Raw genomic sequence first — 17,617 nt, forward strand, 5'->3', positions numbered from 1 at the left:
TGCTACTTCGTCACCGAGAATTCATAACGCTTGAAGCGAGACAGCAGGATGTATTCGTTCGGGGCTCCGGGTGTGACGCTCAGGTTGCGGAATACGGCGCCACAGCCCGTCAGTTTACGCGGATAGGCGCTGCACAAGCTGTCGCCCTGAACCCACATCCGACCGGTCACGACCTCCTCACCAACTGTTCGGGTCACGCTGCCGTCTGCCGCAATCACAGAATGGTAGGCCAAGACATCGGGCAGGACCTGGCGTCCCGTCAGCCCGTGTCCGATCATGAGATTGCCGATGTCGACGCCATTCATCCGTTCAGCAGATTCGGGTTCCATTCCGGCAGGAAGCTCAGAAACCCCTGCCTTCCTCAAGCCATCGAGCAGGCGAACGATATCCTCCTGTCGCTTGTAGACGAAGAACTGCTGGGCGATCAGCAGGTTCGGCTGACCCTCCTGCCTTTCCGACAGCACGCTTCGGAGCTGCTCCAGGGCTGAGGCCGCTTCCGGCAGGCGATCGAGATGCGCAAGCGCTGCGACAAGAACATGCAGGCCGTAGAACTTCGTCCAGGGATTGGGCGACCGAACATCGACCTGCTCAAGCTGCGCGACCGCCTCCTCGTAGCGGCCTTGGCCGAACGCCGCCAAGCCAGCCTGATAGTGTCGCCACTCCGTCCACCCGGGATCGACGCGTAGGGCCGCCTCGAGAAAGGTTCGCCCCTCTGCCGGCCTGCCGTTGAAGATGAGGGCCTGGCTCAGCCCTTCGTAGGTCCAGGAATCGCTCGGGTCGAGCGCTATCGCCTTTTGCAGGGCAGCCACCGCCTCGTCGGACCTATGCTCCCGGACCAGAAGCTCGGAAATCAGCTGATAGTAACCGGGCGACGGATTTCCGGCAGCGATGGCCAGATTGCCGTAGAGCTCGTCATCGATTTCAGTCCAACCAACCCCTAGAGCTCGTCTCCTCGCGTCGTCGGCATCCCAGTGGAGCCATGCCAATTCCGCGGCCGCCGCGCCGAAATCGGCATCCAGCGCCAGGGCCTGGCGCAGGTAGCGAGATGCGTCCACGGTGCCTGATGGTGTATCCGTTCGTCGCGCCTCGATAGCGCGCCGAAAAGCCTGGTAAGCTTCCGGATCGTCAGTATCGCCGGACACGGCCAGGTTTGCTTTTCCCGGGACGAGCTTTAGCTGCAGCGCAGCGACAATCTGACCGGTCACCTGGTCCTGGAGCTTGAACACATCGCTGAACGGACCTTCGAACCGCTCGGCCCAGATCTGGCCAACCGTCGAGGCATCGACCAAGTGCGCATTGATGCGCACTTCATCGCCGAGACGTCGAACCGAGCCCTCCAGCAGGTAGCGGACGCCGAGCTCTTTCGCGATCTTCGCCGGCGGCAGACCGCTGTTGCGATATGCACGCGCGGCATTGCGCGAGACGACGAACAGGCCGGGAACGCGCGCCAGCTCTGTCGTCAGATCGTCCGCGAAACCGTTGGCAAGATAGGCCTGCTCCTCGGCTTCGCTGAGATTTGCGAACGGCAGAACCGCGATCGAGAGCGAGGTCGGCACTTCCGTATCAAATGCAGGCCTCCAGATGAACGCCGCGACTGCGGCAACGATTGCCAGTACAGCGCTTACCAATATCAGGGTTCGCCGGCCTTTGGTCTCGTGCAGGTCAGGAGAGGCAGTGCCGTGAACCTGCGGGTAGCGATCGTGAGGTATGCCGGGCGCTTGGCTTTCGGGGACAAAGCGATATCCCCGTCGCGCGACTGTCTTGAGCAGGCTCTGCTTCTCGTCGCCGATGGCTTTCCTGATTTCGCTGATGCACTGGGAAAGACTGTTTTCCGTCACCGCGATGCCGGGCCAGACAGCGTCCAGGAGCTCCTCCTTGGTCACGACACGGTTGGCGTTGGCGACCAGATGTTTCAGCACCGCAAGCGATTGAGGCCTCAGCGGGACATCTTCACCATGCTCGCCGTGCAGGAGACCGGCGTCGAAATCGAACTCGACACCGTTTAGAACAAGGCTCGGCGGATTGACCAGGTTCAAAGCAGCTCTCGATCATCGTGCTGATCGTTCGGGCGGCATGTTGCTTTGACAGGCCGCCTTGGACTTGAGAATCGGCGCCTGTCGCCGAAAGTCAACTAGCGTTTGAAAGTCGGCGCTGCTTCCCGGGACGAAACCTTCGCGCTGCGATCGCAAACGTCCGGAAATTCGCGACCCAGCCGGCTGACGCATCGACTTGGATTATGCCGTGATGGAGCGTTCTACGTGGAATGGTCAGTGTGCTGCGATCCGGATCCCATCGGCGACTTCCAGCGCCTAGCTTCGCCCGTAAAAAACATTCTCGACATGCACCGGCCAGCGCCAAGGCAGCACCGCGACCATGTCGAAGCGCACCGACAACCTGCCATAGTCGGACTGGCGCGACAGCCAGAGATCGGCGGCGCTTTCGATGCGGCGCTCCGATTCGTCGCGAACAGCCTCCATCGCTTCCACCAGCGTGCGGCGCGCCTTCACCTCGACGATCAGCACCAGGTCGCCGCGCCGCGCGATCAGGTCGATCTCGCCGAACCGTGTGCGGTGGCGGCGGGCCAGGATTTGATAGCCCTTCACCATCAATGCCGCAGCCGCCAGCCACTCGCTGCGGTGGCCGCGCCGATAGGCGCGCTGGCGGCTGGCGACCGGGCGTTCAGCCATCGCCCTCTTTCCCACTATCCTTGAGTTCGAGCAGCCGCCGGTAAAACGCCTGCTTCTGGCCGCCGGTCATCTTAGCGGCTTCCGCCGCCGCCTTAGAGGCCGGCATCTCGGCGGCAAGCGAACGCAGAAGCCGGTCGATGTCCGCCGGCTCGTCGGCCGCTGCCTCCGACGGGCCGACGCAGATGACGATCTCGCCTTTCGGCGTGTCGGCCGCCGCGTAATGATCGGCGAGCGACTGCAAAGTGCCGGTCCGTATCTCCTCGAAGGTCTTGGTCAACTCGCGGCCGATCGCGGCCTTGCGGGCGCCGCCGAGCGCCTCGATCATAGCACCGAGCGTCTCGGCCAGCCGGCGCGGCGATTCGAAGAAGATCAGCGTCGCCGGCACGGTTTTAAGCGCTTTCAGCCGCGCCAGCCGCTGGCCGGTCTTCACCGGCAGGAAGCCGGCGAACAGGAAGGCGTCTGAGGGCAGGCCGGAGGCCGTCAGCGCCGCGAGCGGCGCCGACGGGCCGGGGATCGGCACGACGCGAATGCCCTGGTCGAGCGCTTCGCCGACCAGCCGGTAGCCGGGATCGGAGATCAGCGGCGTGCCGGCGTCCGAGATCAGCGCCACGCTCTGCCCGGCCAGCAGGGCTGCGATCAGCTTTGGGCCGGCCTCGCCGGCATTGTGCTCGTGATAGGCTGACGTGCGGCGGCGGATGCCGTAGCGGTCGAGCAGCACGCGACTGACACGCGTGTCCTCGCAGGCGACGATGTCGGCTGCGGCGAGCGTTTCAAGCGCGCGCAATGTGATATCGGCGAGGTTGCCGATCGGCGTCGCCACCAGGTAGAGCGCCGGCTCGAGCGGCCGGGCCGGTATCTCGGTCTGGCCGATCACGTAGCTGCGTTTTGCCGACTCGCCGGTCACCGGTATCCCCCGTCAGGCTCTGACTTTGAATGCATTCGGCCCTGTTTGGCACGGCTCACGCCGGGTTGCAAAACCCATGCCGAAGTGATTCGGCTGTCATGCCTTTGCCACACTGCGGAACGAAACCGTGCCCGGCGGATTTATGCCTGATCTCGGGAGGAGCAGGATGGACAGCCTCAAGATACAGGACGTTTTCGAACCCTACTATGCAGGCCGCAAGCGCTTTGCCGTGCGAAAGGACAAGGGCCTGCCTGCCAAAGCCGGCGCCGGCTCGGCTAAAAAGCCGCGAAAGCGTCGTCCGTCAAAGGCAACCAAGCTCGAGATCGAGCCCTCGACCGGCACCGGCAGCACGATGGAGCACTGACCAGACGATGCCCAATCGCTTCGACATTTTCATCACCCGCCTTGAAACCAAAAGCTCCCGCAATGGAGCGACCCCACATCCGACAAGCGATCGGTACGGCGCCCGCCGCGACAAGGGCGACGCCAAGCCGGCTCGCGACGGTGAGGCGGACGCCGAGAAAGACCACGCCAGGCGCCGCCCCAAGCACGACGCCTGACTACCGCGACCTTCGCGATTGGCCGAGACACTTCTCTCTAAAGCGCGGGGGAAACGCTCGGCCACATCATTCAACCCGCATACTTCGAGACGCGCGCTTCCAGCAGACGCTCCAGACCTGGGTTCATGAACTCGTCGTCGTCTGGAATGTCGCCAGCCTCTGTTCATAACGTGCTAATATTGAACCTGCGTGCGCGCTTGAGCGTACGGGAGAGGGTCATGTCGGCAACTTTAACCGCACTGAGCAACAGAGAGGCCTACAGGCTGGGAGATTTCAACCTGATTGGTCGTGGCGAACATGCCACCATACGCTTGGACGACGGGGAAGTTTCGCGCCAGCATGCAACGATCCGGCGCGACGGCGCGAACTACTGGGTTGTCGATGTCGGCAGTGCCAATGGCAGTTATGTGAATGACGTGGCGCTCACAACCGCGCGTGTGCTGCACACCGGCGATCGCGTCCAGTTCGGCAGATCAATCTTTCTTTTCGACCAGGGCACGACTGCCCCCGATCCAGATTCGCAAGTGGCGAACACAAAAACGCAATGGGGCAACCCGGCAGCCCCCAAGAGCCGGCCGGCCACTCTGTTCGTTGCTGATTTGAAGGAGTTTACCGGAATTAGCGCAAGGCTGTCCCCGGAACAGGTGGCGGCCCTCCTGGCCGAGTGGTATATGGACTGCAACATGATCTTGAAGCACTACGGTGCCTCGATCGACAAATTCATCGGTGATTGTGTATTTGCTTATTGGCACGAGACCGCTGCGGATGTCTGTGTCTCTGCGGTTCAGGCTGCCCAGGCGCTCCGCGCTGCGGAAGACGCGGCTACGTCGCCAACCCGAGTACTGGTCAGGGAACAACAAGACATCGTACTCGACTGCCGCATTGGCCTTCATGTGGGTGAAGTTGCTATCGGCGCTATGGGCAAAGGCATCAACACCGCGCTAGGCGATGCCGTGAATTTGGCCTTTCGTATTGAAGGATTGACGCGAAAACTGGACAAGCCGCTATTGGTCAGCGCCCAGTTCGTCGAGCACTGGCCTGAAGGTCGACACTATTTCGAGTCCTGCGGCTATCACGAGGTCAAAGGGCGCGCCGAGATGATCGAGGTATTCAGCCTAAAATAGGCGCGCCAGCAGGAGAATTGTCGAAACGCAAGAGGCAGCCATGGGGTTCAGAAATCTTCAGACATTTCTATTTTTTCTGCTTCTGATGCTGCTGGGCCTTTCAGCGCCGCTAAGCGCTGCGGAAGGTAAGCGCCTTGCGTTGGTAGTCGGGAATTCTGCCTATACGGCGACAACGCCGTTGGCGAACGCCGCCGCCGACGCTCGCGCCTTTGCAGCGTTCCTGAAGGAAAACGGCTTCGAGGTAGACAGTCTGATCAATGTCGACCGGGCTGGTTTCGCGAGAGGACTCTCTACTTTTTCAAAGAAGATCGGGCCAGCCGACACCGCCTTGTTCTACTTCGCTGGCCACGGGATGCAGCTGAAAGGCGAGAATTTTCTGCTCGGGCTCGATGCCGAGCTGCTGTCGGAGTTTGATGTCGACGCCGAAGCCATCGCGCTGAATTCCATTACAGGCATTATGGAGCGGAAAGCCTCGCTCTCGCTTCTTTTCGTCGATGCTTGTCGCAATAATCCGATCGCCGACCGGCTGAATGCAAGCGTCGAAGGCGTCACTCGCGGCGCTGCGTTGAAGGGGCTGGCGCCGGTGAGTTCGACCGGCTCGGGAACGATGATCGCCTTCTCCGCTTCGCCTGGCCAGGTCGCCTACGATGGAGTCGGCGATAACTCGCCTTTCACGACGGCCTTAGTTGAACATCTGTCCAGCCCTTCGCTAGAGGTAGGTACGGCTTTCAAGCGTGTGATCCGCGATGTCCGCATAAAGACAAACAACCTCCAATCGCCGCAGATTGTCTCGAACATTGCCGCTGAATTTTACTTCAACGCCAGCGCGCCGGCGACCGCTGTCGCCGCATCCGATTTTCTCGCCCAGATAGATTTCGAAAAAGCCGAGCGCATTGCCACTGCACGCGGCTGGCAGCTTTACTTGGCCAAGCACCAATCCGGCTCTTTCTCCGACAGCGCGCGCGCTGCGCTGCGCCTGCTCGAAGGTGGCGGCGGTGGCCTCGTGTCGCCGCAGGAAGCCGAAAGCCGCATGAAGCTGACGCAGTCTCAACGGAAGGAAATCCAGCTGACGCTTTCCGACCTCGGATATGACATAGGCGCGGCGGACGGGAATTTCGGTCAAAAGACTCGCAGGGCGATCTCTCGATACCAGAAGGCGCTGGGGCTCACCGAGACTGGATATGTCAATAGCATCGTCGCCAACAGGCTGGAGCTGGTTGGCGTCACGAGGACGGATTCCGCCGTATCTGCCGACGAGGCGCGGCTCTTCGATCCCGAGGATTTGAAAGGGCTCGAAACCGATGAGCGCACTATTCGCGCCGCGCAATGCCTCAGGGGCAAAGAAATCATCTACGGCGAGTTTGGGGGCCGCCTCTATGTAGCAGTTTACGATCGCCACTCGTCTTGGCAGACCGCCAAATCTGCTGCCCAGCGGTGTGAAGCGCATCTGGCGTCGATCTCGTCAAAGGCGGAGAACGACTTTATTTACGGGCTGTTCGAGACTGATGACCGGATGTTCGAAACCGGCTTCGACGGAAGTGTGTCCTACAAGATGGGTCCGTGGATCGGCCTGGAGCAGGATCCGGGGGCGCGCGAGCCTCGTGGCGGCTGGCGATGGCTGACCGGCGAGCCAATGAATTACAACAATTGGCTTCCCAACCACCCCAACGAGCACAAGCAGGGTGATGATTTTGCGATGTTTTATGCTCATCTGGACGGCAACCGGGACACGGCCGACCTCAAGGCGAGCACGTGGGACGATATGGGTCCGCAAAACAGCTCGCACGGCTACATTATTGAGTTTCGATAGGGCGAAGATGGGCGCGCCAGCATGCCTCTCTGCTGCCGCTACCGGTTCTCGCCGGCTTCAACACACAGCTCGTGGCCGCTGAGCGACGCCAGATCGGCAAGTTCTGCCGAGGCACGTCACTCGCAGATTGTAATTCGATCGCGGCAGAAGCCGCTGCCCCGGCGAGCCCCGGCGGCCCGCGCTCGGACCCTGCACTCATCGTGGGTTTCTGCCCTGCAAACGCGAGCTGGCCTGCTCGCGCTCGGAGCAGCGGCGGCACGCTTCTGTTCCGTTGTCGGTCGTGGCCGGGTATTCGGGTTGTTCGCATGGCGGGGTTCTATCGAATTCGGCCGGGCAACCACCGGACACACGCGCGCTGTGCTTCCTTCCAATTCCTTCAAAGCAATTGTTGTCGGTTTCGCCATGTCGATCTCAGCGCCGGAGTGGCGAGCGAAACGGCGCAACGCCTCCCGGGTTCTTCCGCCCCAGATGCCGTCTGGCTTTCCCGGATTACACCCAACGCGGCCAAGCTCGCGCTGTATCCGCTTCGCCAGCTCGTTCGGGGCATCTTCCTGGCTGGCGTCCGATTGATGATCTGCATTCTCCAACTGTTGAATTTGGAGTCTGGCGAGAGGCACAAACAGGCCGTCCGGGTACAGTTGAAGATAATCCTTTAACGCTCCGCTGCTTTTGGAGCCGCGGATTGAGGTCCACAACTCGATTTCCGTCAGGCTCGCATCTCGGCTGCTGTTGTTGGCTGGCGAGACTGCCGTTGGGCCACGAGGAGGGGCAATGAATATTTCCCTGCCAGGCAGCGATCCATACGTGAATGGTTCCTGCTTGCCGCCTGTCGCGGCCAGAACAGTGTCGCGAACCTTGCGGAACACGAATTGGATGTCTACCCCGGGTTCACCCAAATGCGCCAACAGCCCTGCAGTGTAGGGACTGTTCCGTCCCGCTCCATCGAAAGCGGTTGTACCTTCCTTCGCAGCGTACCCAACCAAGGTTCCGGCTGCCGGTTCAATCGCAGCCAGGCCTCTGCCAATGGAACGCGTTGCATTTGATCTTCGCATGGCCGCGATAAAAGGGTTGTCCCGGCAAGCATCAAGCAGAACCACCCGCACGCCGGAGACACGGGACAACGCGTTCATCACCAGATCCAGCGGGATTGCCTCAAACTCCACGTCGGAATCAGCGCTCAGGCTGACATCTGTAGGAACGAGAAAATTTCTATTCTCAACCTCAACCCCATGTCCCGCGAAGAAGATTATTGCGAAATCAGCACCTTCCGCCTCGCGACCGAACTCCTGCAGAGCTTTCCTGAACGCGGTATGGTCCAAGTCCATCTTGCGAGATACTTTGAACCCTACCTTTGAGAGCAAGGCCGCCATGTCAGCAGCGTCATTGTTCGGATTGGGAAGTCTAGCGACCCGTTGATAGCTCGAATTGCCGATCACCAGCGCAACGCGTTTTTCAGCCCACGCCACCTCCAGCCCGCCGATCAGAGCAATGACAGCAAGCGCGATGTTGAAGAGGCGCATTTTAGCCCCGTGCTCTGCTTCAGCCGCATATTAGCGGCGCCCGACCGAAGCTTGACCAGTCAGACCCACGCTTGCAAGTAATTATCGGCTGCGGATGGCAGTGGGATGGCCATTTGGCCAAGCAAGCCGAATTTCCAGCATCCTTGCGTGAGCCGACAAATTGTCTGGGACAGGCCAGCTCCTGGCCCAAGCTTTACCGCGCCAGATCCGCCACCACAGCGTCCAGCACGATCATGCCGGCCGGCGTGGCGCGCAGGCGGGCATTGCCGATCGGCGCCACCAGCCCCTCGCCCTGCAGCATCGACAGCCGCGCCGTCGACAGGCCGCGGCCGGAAAACGCTTCGTAGCGGGAGAGGTCGATGCCCTCGGCCAGCCTCAGCCCCATCAACAGGAACTCGTCGGCCTCTTCCGAGCGCGTCAGGATCTCGCCGCCGGTGACACCATGGCCTTTTGCTTCGACCAGATTGGCCCAGGTTTCCGGCATTCGTTCGGCGATCGTCACCACGCGACGGCCGTTTTCGACGAAGCGGCCATGCGCGCCAGGACCGACGCCGACATATTCGCCATAGCGCCAATAGGTGAGATTGTGCCGGCTTTCGGCGCCTGATCTGGCGTGGTTCGAAATCTCATAGGCCGGCAGCCCATGCGCAGCGGTGATCTCCTGCGTCAGCGCATAGAGATCGGCGGCATGGTCATTGTCGGGAATAGCGAATTTCCTGGCCGCATGCAGCGCGTGGAACGGCGTGCCTTCCTCGATGGTCAACTGGTAGAGCGACAAATGGTCGGCGGCATGGTCGATCGCCTGCTCGAGCTCCGCCTGCCACGCTTCCGGTGTCTGGCCGGGCCGCGCGTAGATCAGGTCGAACGACAGCCGCGGGAAAATCTCACGCGCCAGCCCAATCGCATGCAGCGCTTCATCGACATTGTGCAGCCGGCCGAGAAAGCGCAGATCCTTGTCGTTCAGCGCCTGCACGCCGAGCGACACCCGGTTGACGCCTGCCTCCCGGTAGCCGCGAAAGCGCTCGGCCTCGACCGAAGACGGGTTGGCTTCCAGCGTCACTTCGATGCCGGCTGGCACTGTCCAGTTCTTCGCCACCGCGTCCAGCACCGTCGCCACGGTTTGCGGCTTCATCAGCGATGGCGTGCCGCCGCCGAGAAAAATGCTGGTCACCTCGCGCGGTCCGGTGCGGTTGCGCATCGTCGCAAGCTCGGTCTCGAAGGCGCGCGCAAAACGCTCCTGGTCGACCGGCTGGTGGCGGACATGGCTGTTGAAGTCGCAATAGGGGCACTTGGCCGCGCAGAACGGCCAGTGCACGTAGACGCCGAAACCGGGGCTGCGGTCGAGCAACATGGTCATTTCACCGCCGATCGCGCCAAATCCAGTCTGGCCTGCGCGAATTTCTGGAAGGCGCGAGCCCGATGCGACAATGCCGTCGGCTGGCCGGGCTTCCAGCCATGTTTCTCCTCTGCGGTCATCTCGCCAAAAGTCTTTTCGAAACCGTCCGGCACGAACACCGGGTCGTAGCCGAAGCCGAGTTCGCCGCGCGGCGGCCATACCAGCGTGCCCTCGACCTCGCCGCGGAAATATTCGGCCGCGCCGTCGGGAAAGGCCAGGCAGATGACGGCGACGAAGCGGCCCTTGCGCTGCGCTGGATCAACCGCGCCGACTTCCTGCAACGCCATTTCGGCTCGCTGCATCGCCATGCCGAAGTCGCGGGCCCCGTCCGGCGCCTCGGCCCAGTTGGCGGTGTATACGCCGGGCGCTCCGCCCAGTGCATCGACACACAGGCCGGAATCGTCCGACAATGCCGGCAGGCCTGTCGCCTTGGCGGCGGCAAAGGCCTTGATATAGGCGTTCTCCTCGAAGGTGGTGCCGGTCTCGTCCGGCTCCGGCAGGCCATATTCCTTGGCCGACTTCGCTTCTATGCCGAACGGCGCCATCAGATCGGCGAATTCGCGCAATTTGCCGGCATTGTGGCTGGCGACAACGATCTCATGTCCATCAAGCGAATGCATCAGATGCCCCAGATTCTTGGTTCGGCGAATTCGATCGAATTGCCGGAGGGGTCGCGAACATAGATCGAGCGGCCACCCTGCGGCCATTCGAACTCGCTTTCGATGGCGATTTTCTTCCGCTCAAGATGCGCTCTCCAGCGCACGATCTCGTCCGCGCTCGCCGCAAAGCAGAGATGGCCGTCGCCGACCGTGCCGTGCGGCGGCACTTTCAGCCTGGCATCGGGCGCCGGCGGCACCTTGGTCGCCTCGGCGTTGAAGATAAGCAGCACACCGTCCCCGCAACGGAAGAAAAGATGCCTGCCGTCGACCTTGCCCAGCAGATCGAGCCCGAGCACATCGGTGTAGAATTTTTCCGCGGCATCGAGGTCGGTGACGTAGAGCGCTGATTCGAGGATGGCGGAAGGAGTCATGACAGGGTTAAGCTACAGCCATCTGCTGCAAGCTGACCAGTCGCGTAATACCTTTCTTGGCCAATTCCATCAGCGCCGCAAATTGCGCTTCCGAGAAAGGCTCGCCCTCGGCCGTGCCTTGTATCTCGACAATGCCGCCCTTGCCGGTCATGACGAAATTGGCGTCGGTGCCGGCCGATGAATCCTCGAGATAGTCGAGGTCGATGACCGGCTGGCCGTCATGGATGCCGCAGGAGATAGCCGCGACATGGTCCTTCAGCACCTTGGCGACGCTGGCCATCTGCCGGGCTTCCATCCAGCGCAGGCAGTCGTAAAGCGCCACCCAGCCGCCGGTGATCGAGGCGGTGCGCGTGCCGCCATCGGCCTGGATCACGTCGCAGTCGACGGTGATCTGCTGCTCACCCAGTGCCTGCAGATCGACCACTGCGCGCAGCGAACGGCCGATCAGCCTCTGGATTTCCAGTGTGCGGCCGCCTTGCTTGCCAGCCGAAGCCTCGCGGCGCATGCGCTCGCCGGTCGAGCGCGGCAGCATGCCGTATTCCGCCGTCACCCAGCCCTTGCCGGAATTGCGCATCCAGCCCGGCACCTTTTCCTCGAGGCTGGCGGTGCACAGCACGTGGGTGTCGCCGAACTTCACCAGGCACGAGCCTTCCGCGTGCTTGGAGACGCCGCGCTCAAAGGAGATGGCGCGCATTTCGTCGAACTGGCGTTTGGAAGGGCGCATTCAGGCTTCTTTCTTGTCGTTTTAGGAGTCGTGGCCGGCTTGTAGCCGCACGCGACGAGAGGCGCAAAGGAAAATGGACCAGTTGCGCGGGCGCGGCCGATGTCTATATCCTTGGGCCGGAGGTATTTGGCTCGAATGACCAAGGCAGTCGATCCCGGTTCCCAGTCGGCGGCAGCGCTCCAATCCCCCGCGCTTCAATCGCCCGCCCTTCAATCGCTCGACATGCGCTCGCGCGACATCTTTCGGCGCATTGTCGATTCCTATCTGAAGGACGGCGAGCCGGTCGGCTCGCGCAGCCTGTCGCGTATCCTGCCGTCTTCGCTTTCGCCGGCCACCATCCGCAATGTGATGAGCGATCTCGAGCATCTCGGCCTGATCTACGCGCCGCATATCTCAGCCGGCCGATTGCCGACCCAGGCCGGCCTGCGCTTCTTCGTCGATGCCTTCATGGAGCTTGGCGACCTCTCCGACGAGGAGCGCCGCACCATCGAGGCGCAGGTACGCGCCTCCGGCTCTGGTGCGACGCTGGAGCACATGCTCACCGAGGCCAGCCAGATGCTGTCCGGCATGTCGCGCGGCGCCGGCCTCGTGCTTGCCGCCAAGAACGAGGTGGCGCTCAAGCATATCGAATTCATCCAGCTCGAGCCGAACAAGGCGCTGGCCGTGCTGGTGTCGCAGAACGGCGACGTCGAGAACCGCGTCGTCGACCTGCCCGCCGGCATCACCGTCTCGCAACTGCACGAAGCCTCGAATTTCCTCAACGCCCATATCCGCGGTCGCACGCTGGCCGAGGCGCGGGTCGAGATCGCCCGCATCAAGGAAGAGACCAGGGCCGCCCTCGACACGCTGTCGCAGGATTTGGTCGAGAAGGGCCTTGCGGTCTGGGCAGGCGCCGAGAGCGGCTTGCCGGCGCGTCTCATCGTGCGCGGTCGCGCCAATCTGCTGGAAAATGTCACCGCCCAGGCCGACATCGAGCTGCTGCGGCATTTGTTCGAGGATCTGGAGACGCAGGACGGGCTGATCCAGCTTCTCGACCTCGCGGAGGAAGGCTCCGGCGTGCGCATCTTCATCGGCTCGGAGAACAAGCTGTTTTCGCTGTCGGGGTCGTCGCTGGTCGTGGCGCCCTATCGCGACAAGGACGCCCGCGTCATCGGCGCGCTCGGCGTCATCGGCCCGACCCGGCTGAACTATGCACGCATCGTGCCGATGGTCGACTATACCGCGCAGCTTATTTCCCGCATGCTGCGATAATGCATGTCGCCCAAAAAACCGAAGCGTGTCGCACGGATCCCTTCCAACGCGACACGCTTTAGGGAACCTCAAGGAGAAAAAAATGGCGCTGGAATCATTCAAGGCTCAGATCAGCCTGTTGCTCGAGCAGATGATCAACCAGCCCGAGGATCAGCATGAAGTGCAGGAGCAGTTGCGCGAAAAGCTGGGGGAGATGCGCGCCATGGGTCTGCCGCTGCCGGCCGATCTCGTCGCGCTGGAAAAGCGCCTCGACGACGATTTCTACGCCGCCGGGAACTGAGCCCCAAAAATTCAAGGACGGCAAGCCGACCGGTGTTGCGGTGGCCAAAGGACGGCGCTGGCCTCGCTGAGGAGTCACCTGCGGGCGAGGATGCATTCAGCATGCGACCCGTCGGATATTTTCAAACGGCAGGCTAGCTTGCGCGGCCGAAGGCTTTATCCTGCCTGGTCGAGACTTAGTTGCCTGACTCACTTGATTGCCTGACCCTTGCCCATCTGACCTCTTGGGAGCGAAACCAATGAACAAGCCCGCCACCACCGTGCCTGTGCCCGGCCGCGGCCGCATCTACAATTCGATCACCGAGACGATCGGCGACACGCCGCTGGTGCGGCTCGACAAGTTCGCCGGGGAAAAGGGCGTCGTCGCCAATCTGCTGGCCAAGCTCGAATTCTTCAACCCGATCGGCTCGGTCAAGGATCGCATCGGCGTCTCGATGATCGAGGCGCTGGAGGCATCGGGCAGGATTGCGCCCGGCAGGACCACGCTGATCGAGCCAACCTCGGGCAACACCGGCATCGCGCTCGCCTTCGCCGCCGCCGCCAAGGGCTACAAGCTGATCCTGACCATGCCGGAAACCATGTCGGTCGAACGCCGCAAGATGCTGGCGCTGCTCGGCGCCGAACTGGTGCTGACCGAAGGGCCGAAAGGCATGAAAGGCGCCATCGCCAAGGCCGACGAGCTGGCCGCGACGCTGCCCGACGCCATCATTCCGCAGCAGTTCGAAAATCCCGCCAATCCGGAAATTCACCGCCGCACCACGGCCGAGGAAATCTGGAACGACACTCATGGCGAAGTCGACATCTTCGTCGCCGGCATCGGCACCGGCGGCACCATCACCGGCGTCGGCCAGGTGCTGAAGCAGCGCAAGCCTTCCGTGCATGTCGTCGCCGTCGAGCCGGAAGCCTCGCCGGTGCTGTCGGGCGGCCAGCCCGGCCCCCACAAGATCCAGGGCATCGGCGCCGGCTTCGCGCCAAAAATCCTCGACACGACCATCTATGACGAGATCGTCAAGGTCTCCAACGAGGATTCGGTCGCCAATGCGCGGCTCGTCGCCCGCCTCGAAGGCGTGCCGGTCGGCATCTCGTCGGGCGCTGCCCTGCAGGCGGCGATCGTCGTCGGCTCGCGGCCGGAGAACGAGGGCAAGAACCTGGTGGTCGTTATTCCGTCCTTCGCCGAACGCTATCTGTCGACGATCCTGTTCGAAGGGCTGGGGGCTTAGGGCATATTTGTGCCGGCCTGCGATTGCGGTTTCCTGCGCTTCCGTATCGCCCGCTAATTGTCGAAGCCGGCGCTGCCCCTCACCTGCCTGCCGGCATCCTCTCCCGTAAACGGGGCGAGGGGCGCTCTCATTGACGGCTTCGCCAATCGCCAGCGTTGCAGAAAAAAGTGCCGACACCGCGACCAGCCTCTTTCTCCCCGTTTGCGGGGAGAAATGCCCGGCAGGGCAATGAGGGGCGGCGCCGGCGCTCGGCCTTAGATCGCAAACATCGGATCATGTCTGACCCCGGCCTTTCCCGGACCTCATTCTTCGGCTGCGAGCCCAGCCCGTCGTGCCTCCAGGAACCGGCGCACGGCCGGGTCGCGTTCGAGGCCGATCGCCCGGTCATAGGCCCCAGTAGCCTCCCGAGTTTTGCCGAGTCTGGCCAGAAGGCCCGCGCGGGCGGCCCAATAAGGCTGATAATCATGCAGCCGTTTGTCGTCGCCAAGCTCATCAAGTGCACTCAATCCCGCCGCGGCGCCGTCGGCCTCGGCAATGGTCACCGCGCGGTTGATCGAGACCACCGGCGAGCCGGCAATCACCGACAGCGCATCATAGAGCTGTTTGATCGCGGCCCAGTCGGTCCGGCCGGTCAGCCGCCTTGTCGTATGGGCGGATTGCACGGCTGCCTCGAGTTGATAGCGGCCGACGACGCGCTTGGCCGCGGCGTGCTTCAGCAATGTCTCCGCTTCGTCAATCAAGGCGCCGTCCCACAGCCCAAGCTCCTGCTCGGCTAAAGGCACATAGTCTCCGGCGGCGTTGCGCCGCGCCGCACGCCGCGCCTCGGCAAACAGCATCAGCGCCAGCAGGCCAAGCGCTTCCGGCTCATCCGGCATCAGCGACGCCACCAGCCGGCCGAGCCAGATGCCGTCGGTCGCGAGATTGCGGCGCCGGGTTTCGGTGCCGTCCGGGTCGGCCCAGCCTTCGGCGAACGCGGCGTAGATCGCTTCCAGCACCGCATCCAGCCGCTCGCCAAGCTCCGCCCGCTCCGGCACGCGGAACGGAATGCCGGTCTCGCGGATGCGGCTTTTGGCGCGCACCAGGCGCTGGCCCATCGTTGCCGGCGACACCAGGAAGGCCGAGGCGATCGTCGCTGCGTCGAAGCCTAAAATGGTCTGCAGGATCAGCGGCGCGCGCACGCCGGCTTCGATCGCCGGATGGGCGCAAGCAAACATCAGCCGCAGCCGCTCATCGGGCAGGTCTTCATCGATCATGCGGGCCTCCATCTCCTCGGCGATCAGTCTGAGATGGTCGCGGCCCGCCTCGCTGGTCAGCCGCCGCCGGATCGCGTCGACGCGGCGTCTGCACGCCACCGCCAGCAGCCAGGCTTCCGGCTTCTCGGGCACGCCGGTTTGCGGCCAGCGCTCCAGCGCCGCCGCAAAGGCGTCGGCCAGCGCGTCCTCGGCGCCGGCCACGTCGCGCGTGCGGGCGGCGAGGAAGGCGATGAGCTTGCCGTAGCTTTGCCGGGCGGCCGCTTCCGCCGCCGCCCGGGCGACCTCCAGGTCATTCGTCATCACATGGTTTGTTCCCAGATCGGCCGCACCTCGACTGTGCCGGTGCTGGCAGCTGGGCATCGCGCCGCCCAGGCAATAGCCGCGTCGGCGTCCTCCGCCTCGATCATGTAGAAACCGGCGAGCTGCTCCTTGGTATCGGCATAGGGACCGTCGAGCACGTTGGTCTTGCCGTTGGCCATCCGCACCGAGGTCGCGGCTTGGGTCGGCTTCAGCCGGTCACCGGCCAACCAGGAGCCGGACTTCTTCAACGCCTCGGTATAGGCGCCATAGGCTGCGCTGATCTCGTAGGTCTTCTCCGTCGGCGCGGCCGCCATCGCGGCTTCGTTCACGTAGATCAAAAGCATGTATCGCATGGTCTTCTCCATTTTCGAAGGCCGCATCGTTGCGAGCCGAACCTATGTCGCGCGGCCTCGCGCGATTTCGACAGGCTCTGCGAAAATCTTTCGGCTCCGATCGCACATCGCGCAAGCGGCCATGCGTTGCGGCATCACTCAGCCGTTCGTCTAATGGATATTATTGCGGGTTGGCATTTCCCGCCCGCTGTCTAAACTCGCCTCGGGTCGCGCGGTGGCAGATATTTCAGGGAGGAGGACCACATGCACAATTTCAGGACGAAATTTATTGCCGCCGGCGCGCTGGCGCTGTCGCTGGGCCTTGGCGCGGTGTCGGCCAAGGCGCAGGAATTCATCAACGTGCTGACCGGCGGCACCTCGGGCGTCTACTATCCGCTCGGCGTCGCACTGTCGGAAATCTACGGCAAGGGCATTGAGGGCGCCCGCACCCAGGTGCAGGCGACGAAGGCCTCGGTCGAGAACCTCAACCTGTTGCAGCAGGGCAAGGGCGAGATCGCCTTCGCGCTCGGCGATGCCGTCAAACTGGCCGCCGAGGGCAACACCGAAGCCGGCTTCCCGGGCAAGCTCGACAAGCTGCGCGGCATCGCCGCCATCTATCCCAACTATATCCAGATCGTTGCCAGCAAGGAGTCCGGCATCAAGACGCTTGCCGACCTCAAGGGCAAGAGCCTGTCGGTCGGCGCGCCAGCCTCCGGCACCGAGCTCAACGCCCGCGCCATCTTCGCCGCCGCCGGGCTGAAATACGAGGATCTCGGACGGGTCGAGTACCTGCCCTTCGCCGAATCGGTCGAGCTGATCAAGAACCGTCAGCTCGACGCCACGCTGCAATCGGCCGGCCTCGGCGTCGCCTCGATCCGCGATCTCGCCACGTCGGTGCCGATCAACGTCGTCGCCGTACCGGCGCAGGACGTCGCCAAGATCGGCTCGCCCTATCTTTCGGTGACCATTCCCAAGGGCACCTATGAGGGCCAGACCGAGGACGTCGCGACCGCCGCCGTCGGCAATTTCCTCATCACCCACGCCGATGTCTCCGACGAGACCGGCTATCAAATGACCAAGCTGCTGTTCGAAAATCTTGACCAGCTCACTGCTGCCCACGCCGCCGCCAAGGCGATCGACATGGCCAAGGCGCTCGACGGCATGCCGGTGCCGCTGCATCCCGGTGCCGAGCGGTATTACAAGGAAAAGGGATTGGTGAAATAAGGC

General features: G+C 62.9%; 18 protein-coding genes. 8 read left to right on the forward strand and 10 right to left on the reverse strand.

The genetic code is table 11. From position 1 onward, the window contains the following. Window positions 1-2 precede the first annotated feature (2 nt). From AC0L15_RS13620 to rsmI, 3 genes are all read right to left on the reverse strand, one after another. Entirely contained in the window at window positions 3-2,036 is a 2,034-nt protein-coding gene (locus AC0L15_RS13620) for a winged helix-turn-helix domain-containing protein (protein WP_473496477.1), read from the reverse strand. 273 nt (window positions 2,037-2,309) lie between these two features. Continuing rightward, a complete protein-coding gene (locus AC0L15_RS13625) occupies window positions 2,310-2,687 on the reverse strand; it encodes a YraN family protein (RefSeq protein ID WP_473496478.1) in 378 nt (125 codons plus the stop codon). After that, window positions 2,680-3,591, reverse strand: a complete 912-nt coding sequence (rsmI, locus tag AC0L15_RS13630) for a 16S rRNA (cytidine(1402)-2'-O)-methyltransferase (RefSeq protein ID WP_287250735.1) — start codon at window positions 3,589-3,591, stop codon at window positions 2,680-2,682. The genes AC0L15_RS13625 and rsmI overlap by 8 nt, the downstream gene beginning before the upstream one ends. 166 nt (window positions 3,592-3,757) lie before the next feature. Here rsmI and AC0L15_RS13635 point away from each other — a divergent pair, with 166 nt between their 5' ends. The 4 genes from AC0L15_RS13635 (at window position 3,758) to AC0L15_RS13650 (ending at window position 7,085) form a co-directional block, all read left to right on the forward strand. After that, window positions 3,758-3,955: a hypothetical protein gene (locus AC0L15_RS13635; protein ID WP_023803681.1), complete on the forward strand. Its 198-nt coding sequence runs from the start codon at window positions 3,758-3,760 to the stop codon at window positions 3,953-3,955. A gap of 7 nt (window positions 3,956-3,962) precedes the next feature. After that, a complete protein-coding gene (locus AC0L15_RS13640; protein ID WP_128185132.1) occupies window positions 3,963-4,151 on the forward strand; it encodes a hypothetical protein in 189 nt (62 codons plus the stop codon). A gap of 218 nt (window positions 4,152-4,369) precedes the next feature. Continuing rightward, a complete protein-coding gene (locus AC0L15_RS13645; protein WP_287182559.1) occupies window positions 4,370-5,275 on the forward strand; it encodes an adenylate/guanylate cyclase domain-containing protein in 906 nt (301 codons plus the stop codon). 40 nt (window positions 5,276-5,315) lie between these two features. Further along, window positions 5,316-7,085: a caspase family protein gene (locus AC0L15_RS13650; protein WP_287235882.1), complete on the forward strand. Its 1,770-nt coding sequence runs from the start codon at window positions 5,316-5,318 to the stop codon at window positions 7,083-7,085. A 116-nt stretch (window positions 7,086-7,201) separates the two neighbouring features. Here the strand turns inward: AC0L15_RS13650 and AC0L15_RS13655 are convergent, their stop codons facing one another. The 5 genes from AC0L15_RS13655 to rph form a co-directional block, all read right to left on the reverse strand. Next, the gene (locus AC0L15_RS13655) at window positions 7,202-8,605 is read right to left on the reverse strand and encodes a caspase family protein (RefSeq protein ID WP_128245712.1); all 1,404 of its coding nucleotides are present in this window, start codon (window positions 8,603-8,605) and stop codon (window positions 7,202-7,204) included. A gap of 193 nt (window positions 8,606-8,798) precedes the next feature. Then, window positions 8,799-9,962, reverse strand: a complete 1,164-nt coding sequence (gene hemW, locus AC0L15_RS13660) for a radical SAM family heme chaperone HemW (RefSeq protein WP_473496479.1) — start codon at window positions 9,960-9,962, stop codon at window positions 8,799-8,801. Continuing rightward, a complete protein-coding gene (rdgB, locus tag AC0L15_RS13665) occupies window positions 9,959-10,621 on the reverse strand; it encodes an RdgB/HAM1 family non-canonical purine NTP pyrophosphatase (protein WP_473496480.1) in 663 nt (220 codons plus the stop codon). Before rdgB ends, hemW begins: the two co-directional genes overlap by 4 nt. Next, a complete protein-coding gene (locus AC0L15_RS13670; RefSeq protein WP_023803675.1) occupies window positions 10,621-11,031 on the reverse strand; it encodes a VOC family protein in 411 nt (136 codons plus the stop codon). Before AC0L15_RS13670 ends, rdgB begins: the two co-directional genes overlap by 1 nt. Before the next feature lie 7 nt (window positions 11,032-11,038). Next, window positions 11,039-11,755 carry a ribonuclease PH gene (rph, locus tag AC0L15_RS13675; protein WP_128185144.1) on the reverse strand — a complete coding sequence of 239 codons (717 nt, stop codon included), beginning with the start codon at window positions 11,753-11,755 and terminating at the stop codon, window positions 11,039-11,041. Between the two features lie 135 nt (window positions 11,756-11,890). On the opposite strand from rph, the gene hrcA reads away from it, so the two are divergent. From hrcA to cysK, 3 genes are all read left to right on the forward strand, one after another. Further along, window positions 11,891-13,006: a heat-inducible transcriptional repressor HrcA gene (gene hrcA, locus AC0L15_RS13680; RefSeq protein ID WP_027155899.1), complete on the forward strand. Its 1,116-nt coding sequence runs from the start codon at window positions 11,891-11,893 to the stop codon at window positions 13,004-13,006. Window positions 13,007-13,088: 82 nt separating this feature from the next. Then, window positions 13,089-13,286 carry a hypothetical protein gene (locus AC0L15_RS13685; protein WP_023803672.1) on the forward strand — a complete coding sequence of 66 codons (198 nt, stop codon included), beginning with the start codon at window positions 13,089-13,091 and terminating at the stop codon, window positions 13,284-13,286. Between the two features lie 238 nt (window positions 13,287-13,524). Continuing rightward, window positions 13,525-14,505 carry a cysteine synthase A gene (gene cysK, locus AC0L15_RS13690; protein WP_023803671.1) on the forward strand — a complete coding sequence of 327 codons (981 nt, stop codon included), beginning with the start codon at window positions 13,525-13,527 and terminating at the stop codon, window positions 14,503-14,505. 302 nt (window positions 14,506-14,807) lie between these two features. Here the strand turns inward: cysK and AC0L15_RS13695 are convergent, their stop codons facing one another. After that, entirely contained in the window at window positions 14,808-16,058 is a 1,251-nt protein-coding gene (locus AC0L15_RS13695; RefSeq protein ID WP_473496481.1) for an RNA polymerase sigma factor, read from the reverse strand. After that, on the reverse strand, window positions 16,058-16,411 hold the full coding sequence (locus AC0L15_RS13700) for a YciI family protein (RefSeq protein WP_027155901.1): 354 nt from the start codon (window positions 16,409-16,411) through the stop codon (window positions 16,058-16,060). The genes AC0L15_RS13695 and AC0L15_RS13700 overlap by 1 nt, the downstream gene beginning before the upstream one ends. A 243-nt stretch (window positions 16,412-16,654) precedes the next feature. Here AC0L15_RS13700 and AC0L15_RS13705 point away from each other — a divergent pair, with 243 nt between their 5' ends. Then, the gene (locus AC0L15_RS13705) at window positions 16,655-17,614 is read left to right on the forward strand and encodes a TAXI family TRAP transporter solute-binding subunit (RefSeq protein ID WP_128185148.1); all 960 of its coding nucleotides are present in this window, start codon (window positions 16,655-16,657) and stop codon (window positions 17,612-17,614) included. Window positions 17,615-17,617: the final 3 nt, after the last annotated feature.

The organism is Mesorhizobium sp. WSM4846 (assembly GCF_055811415.1).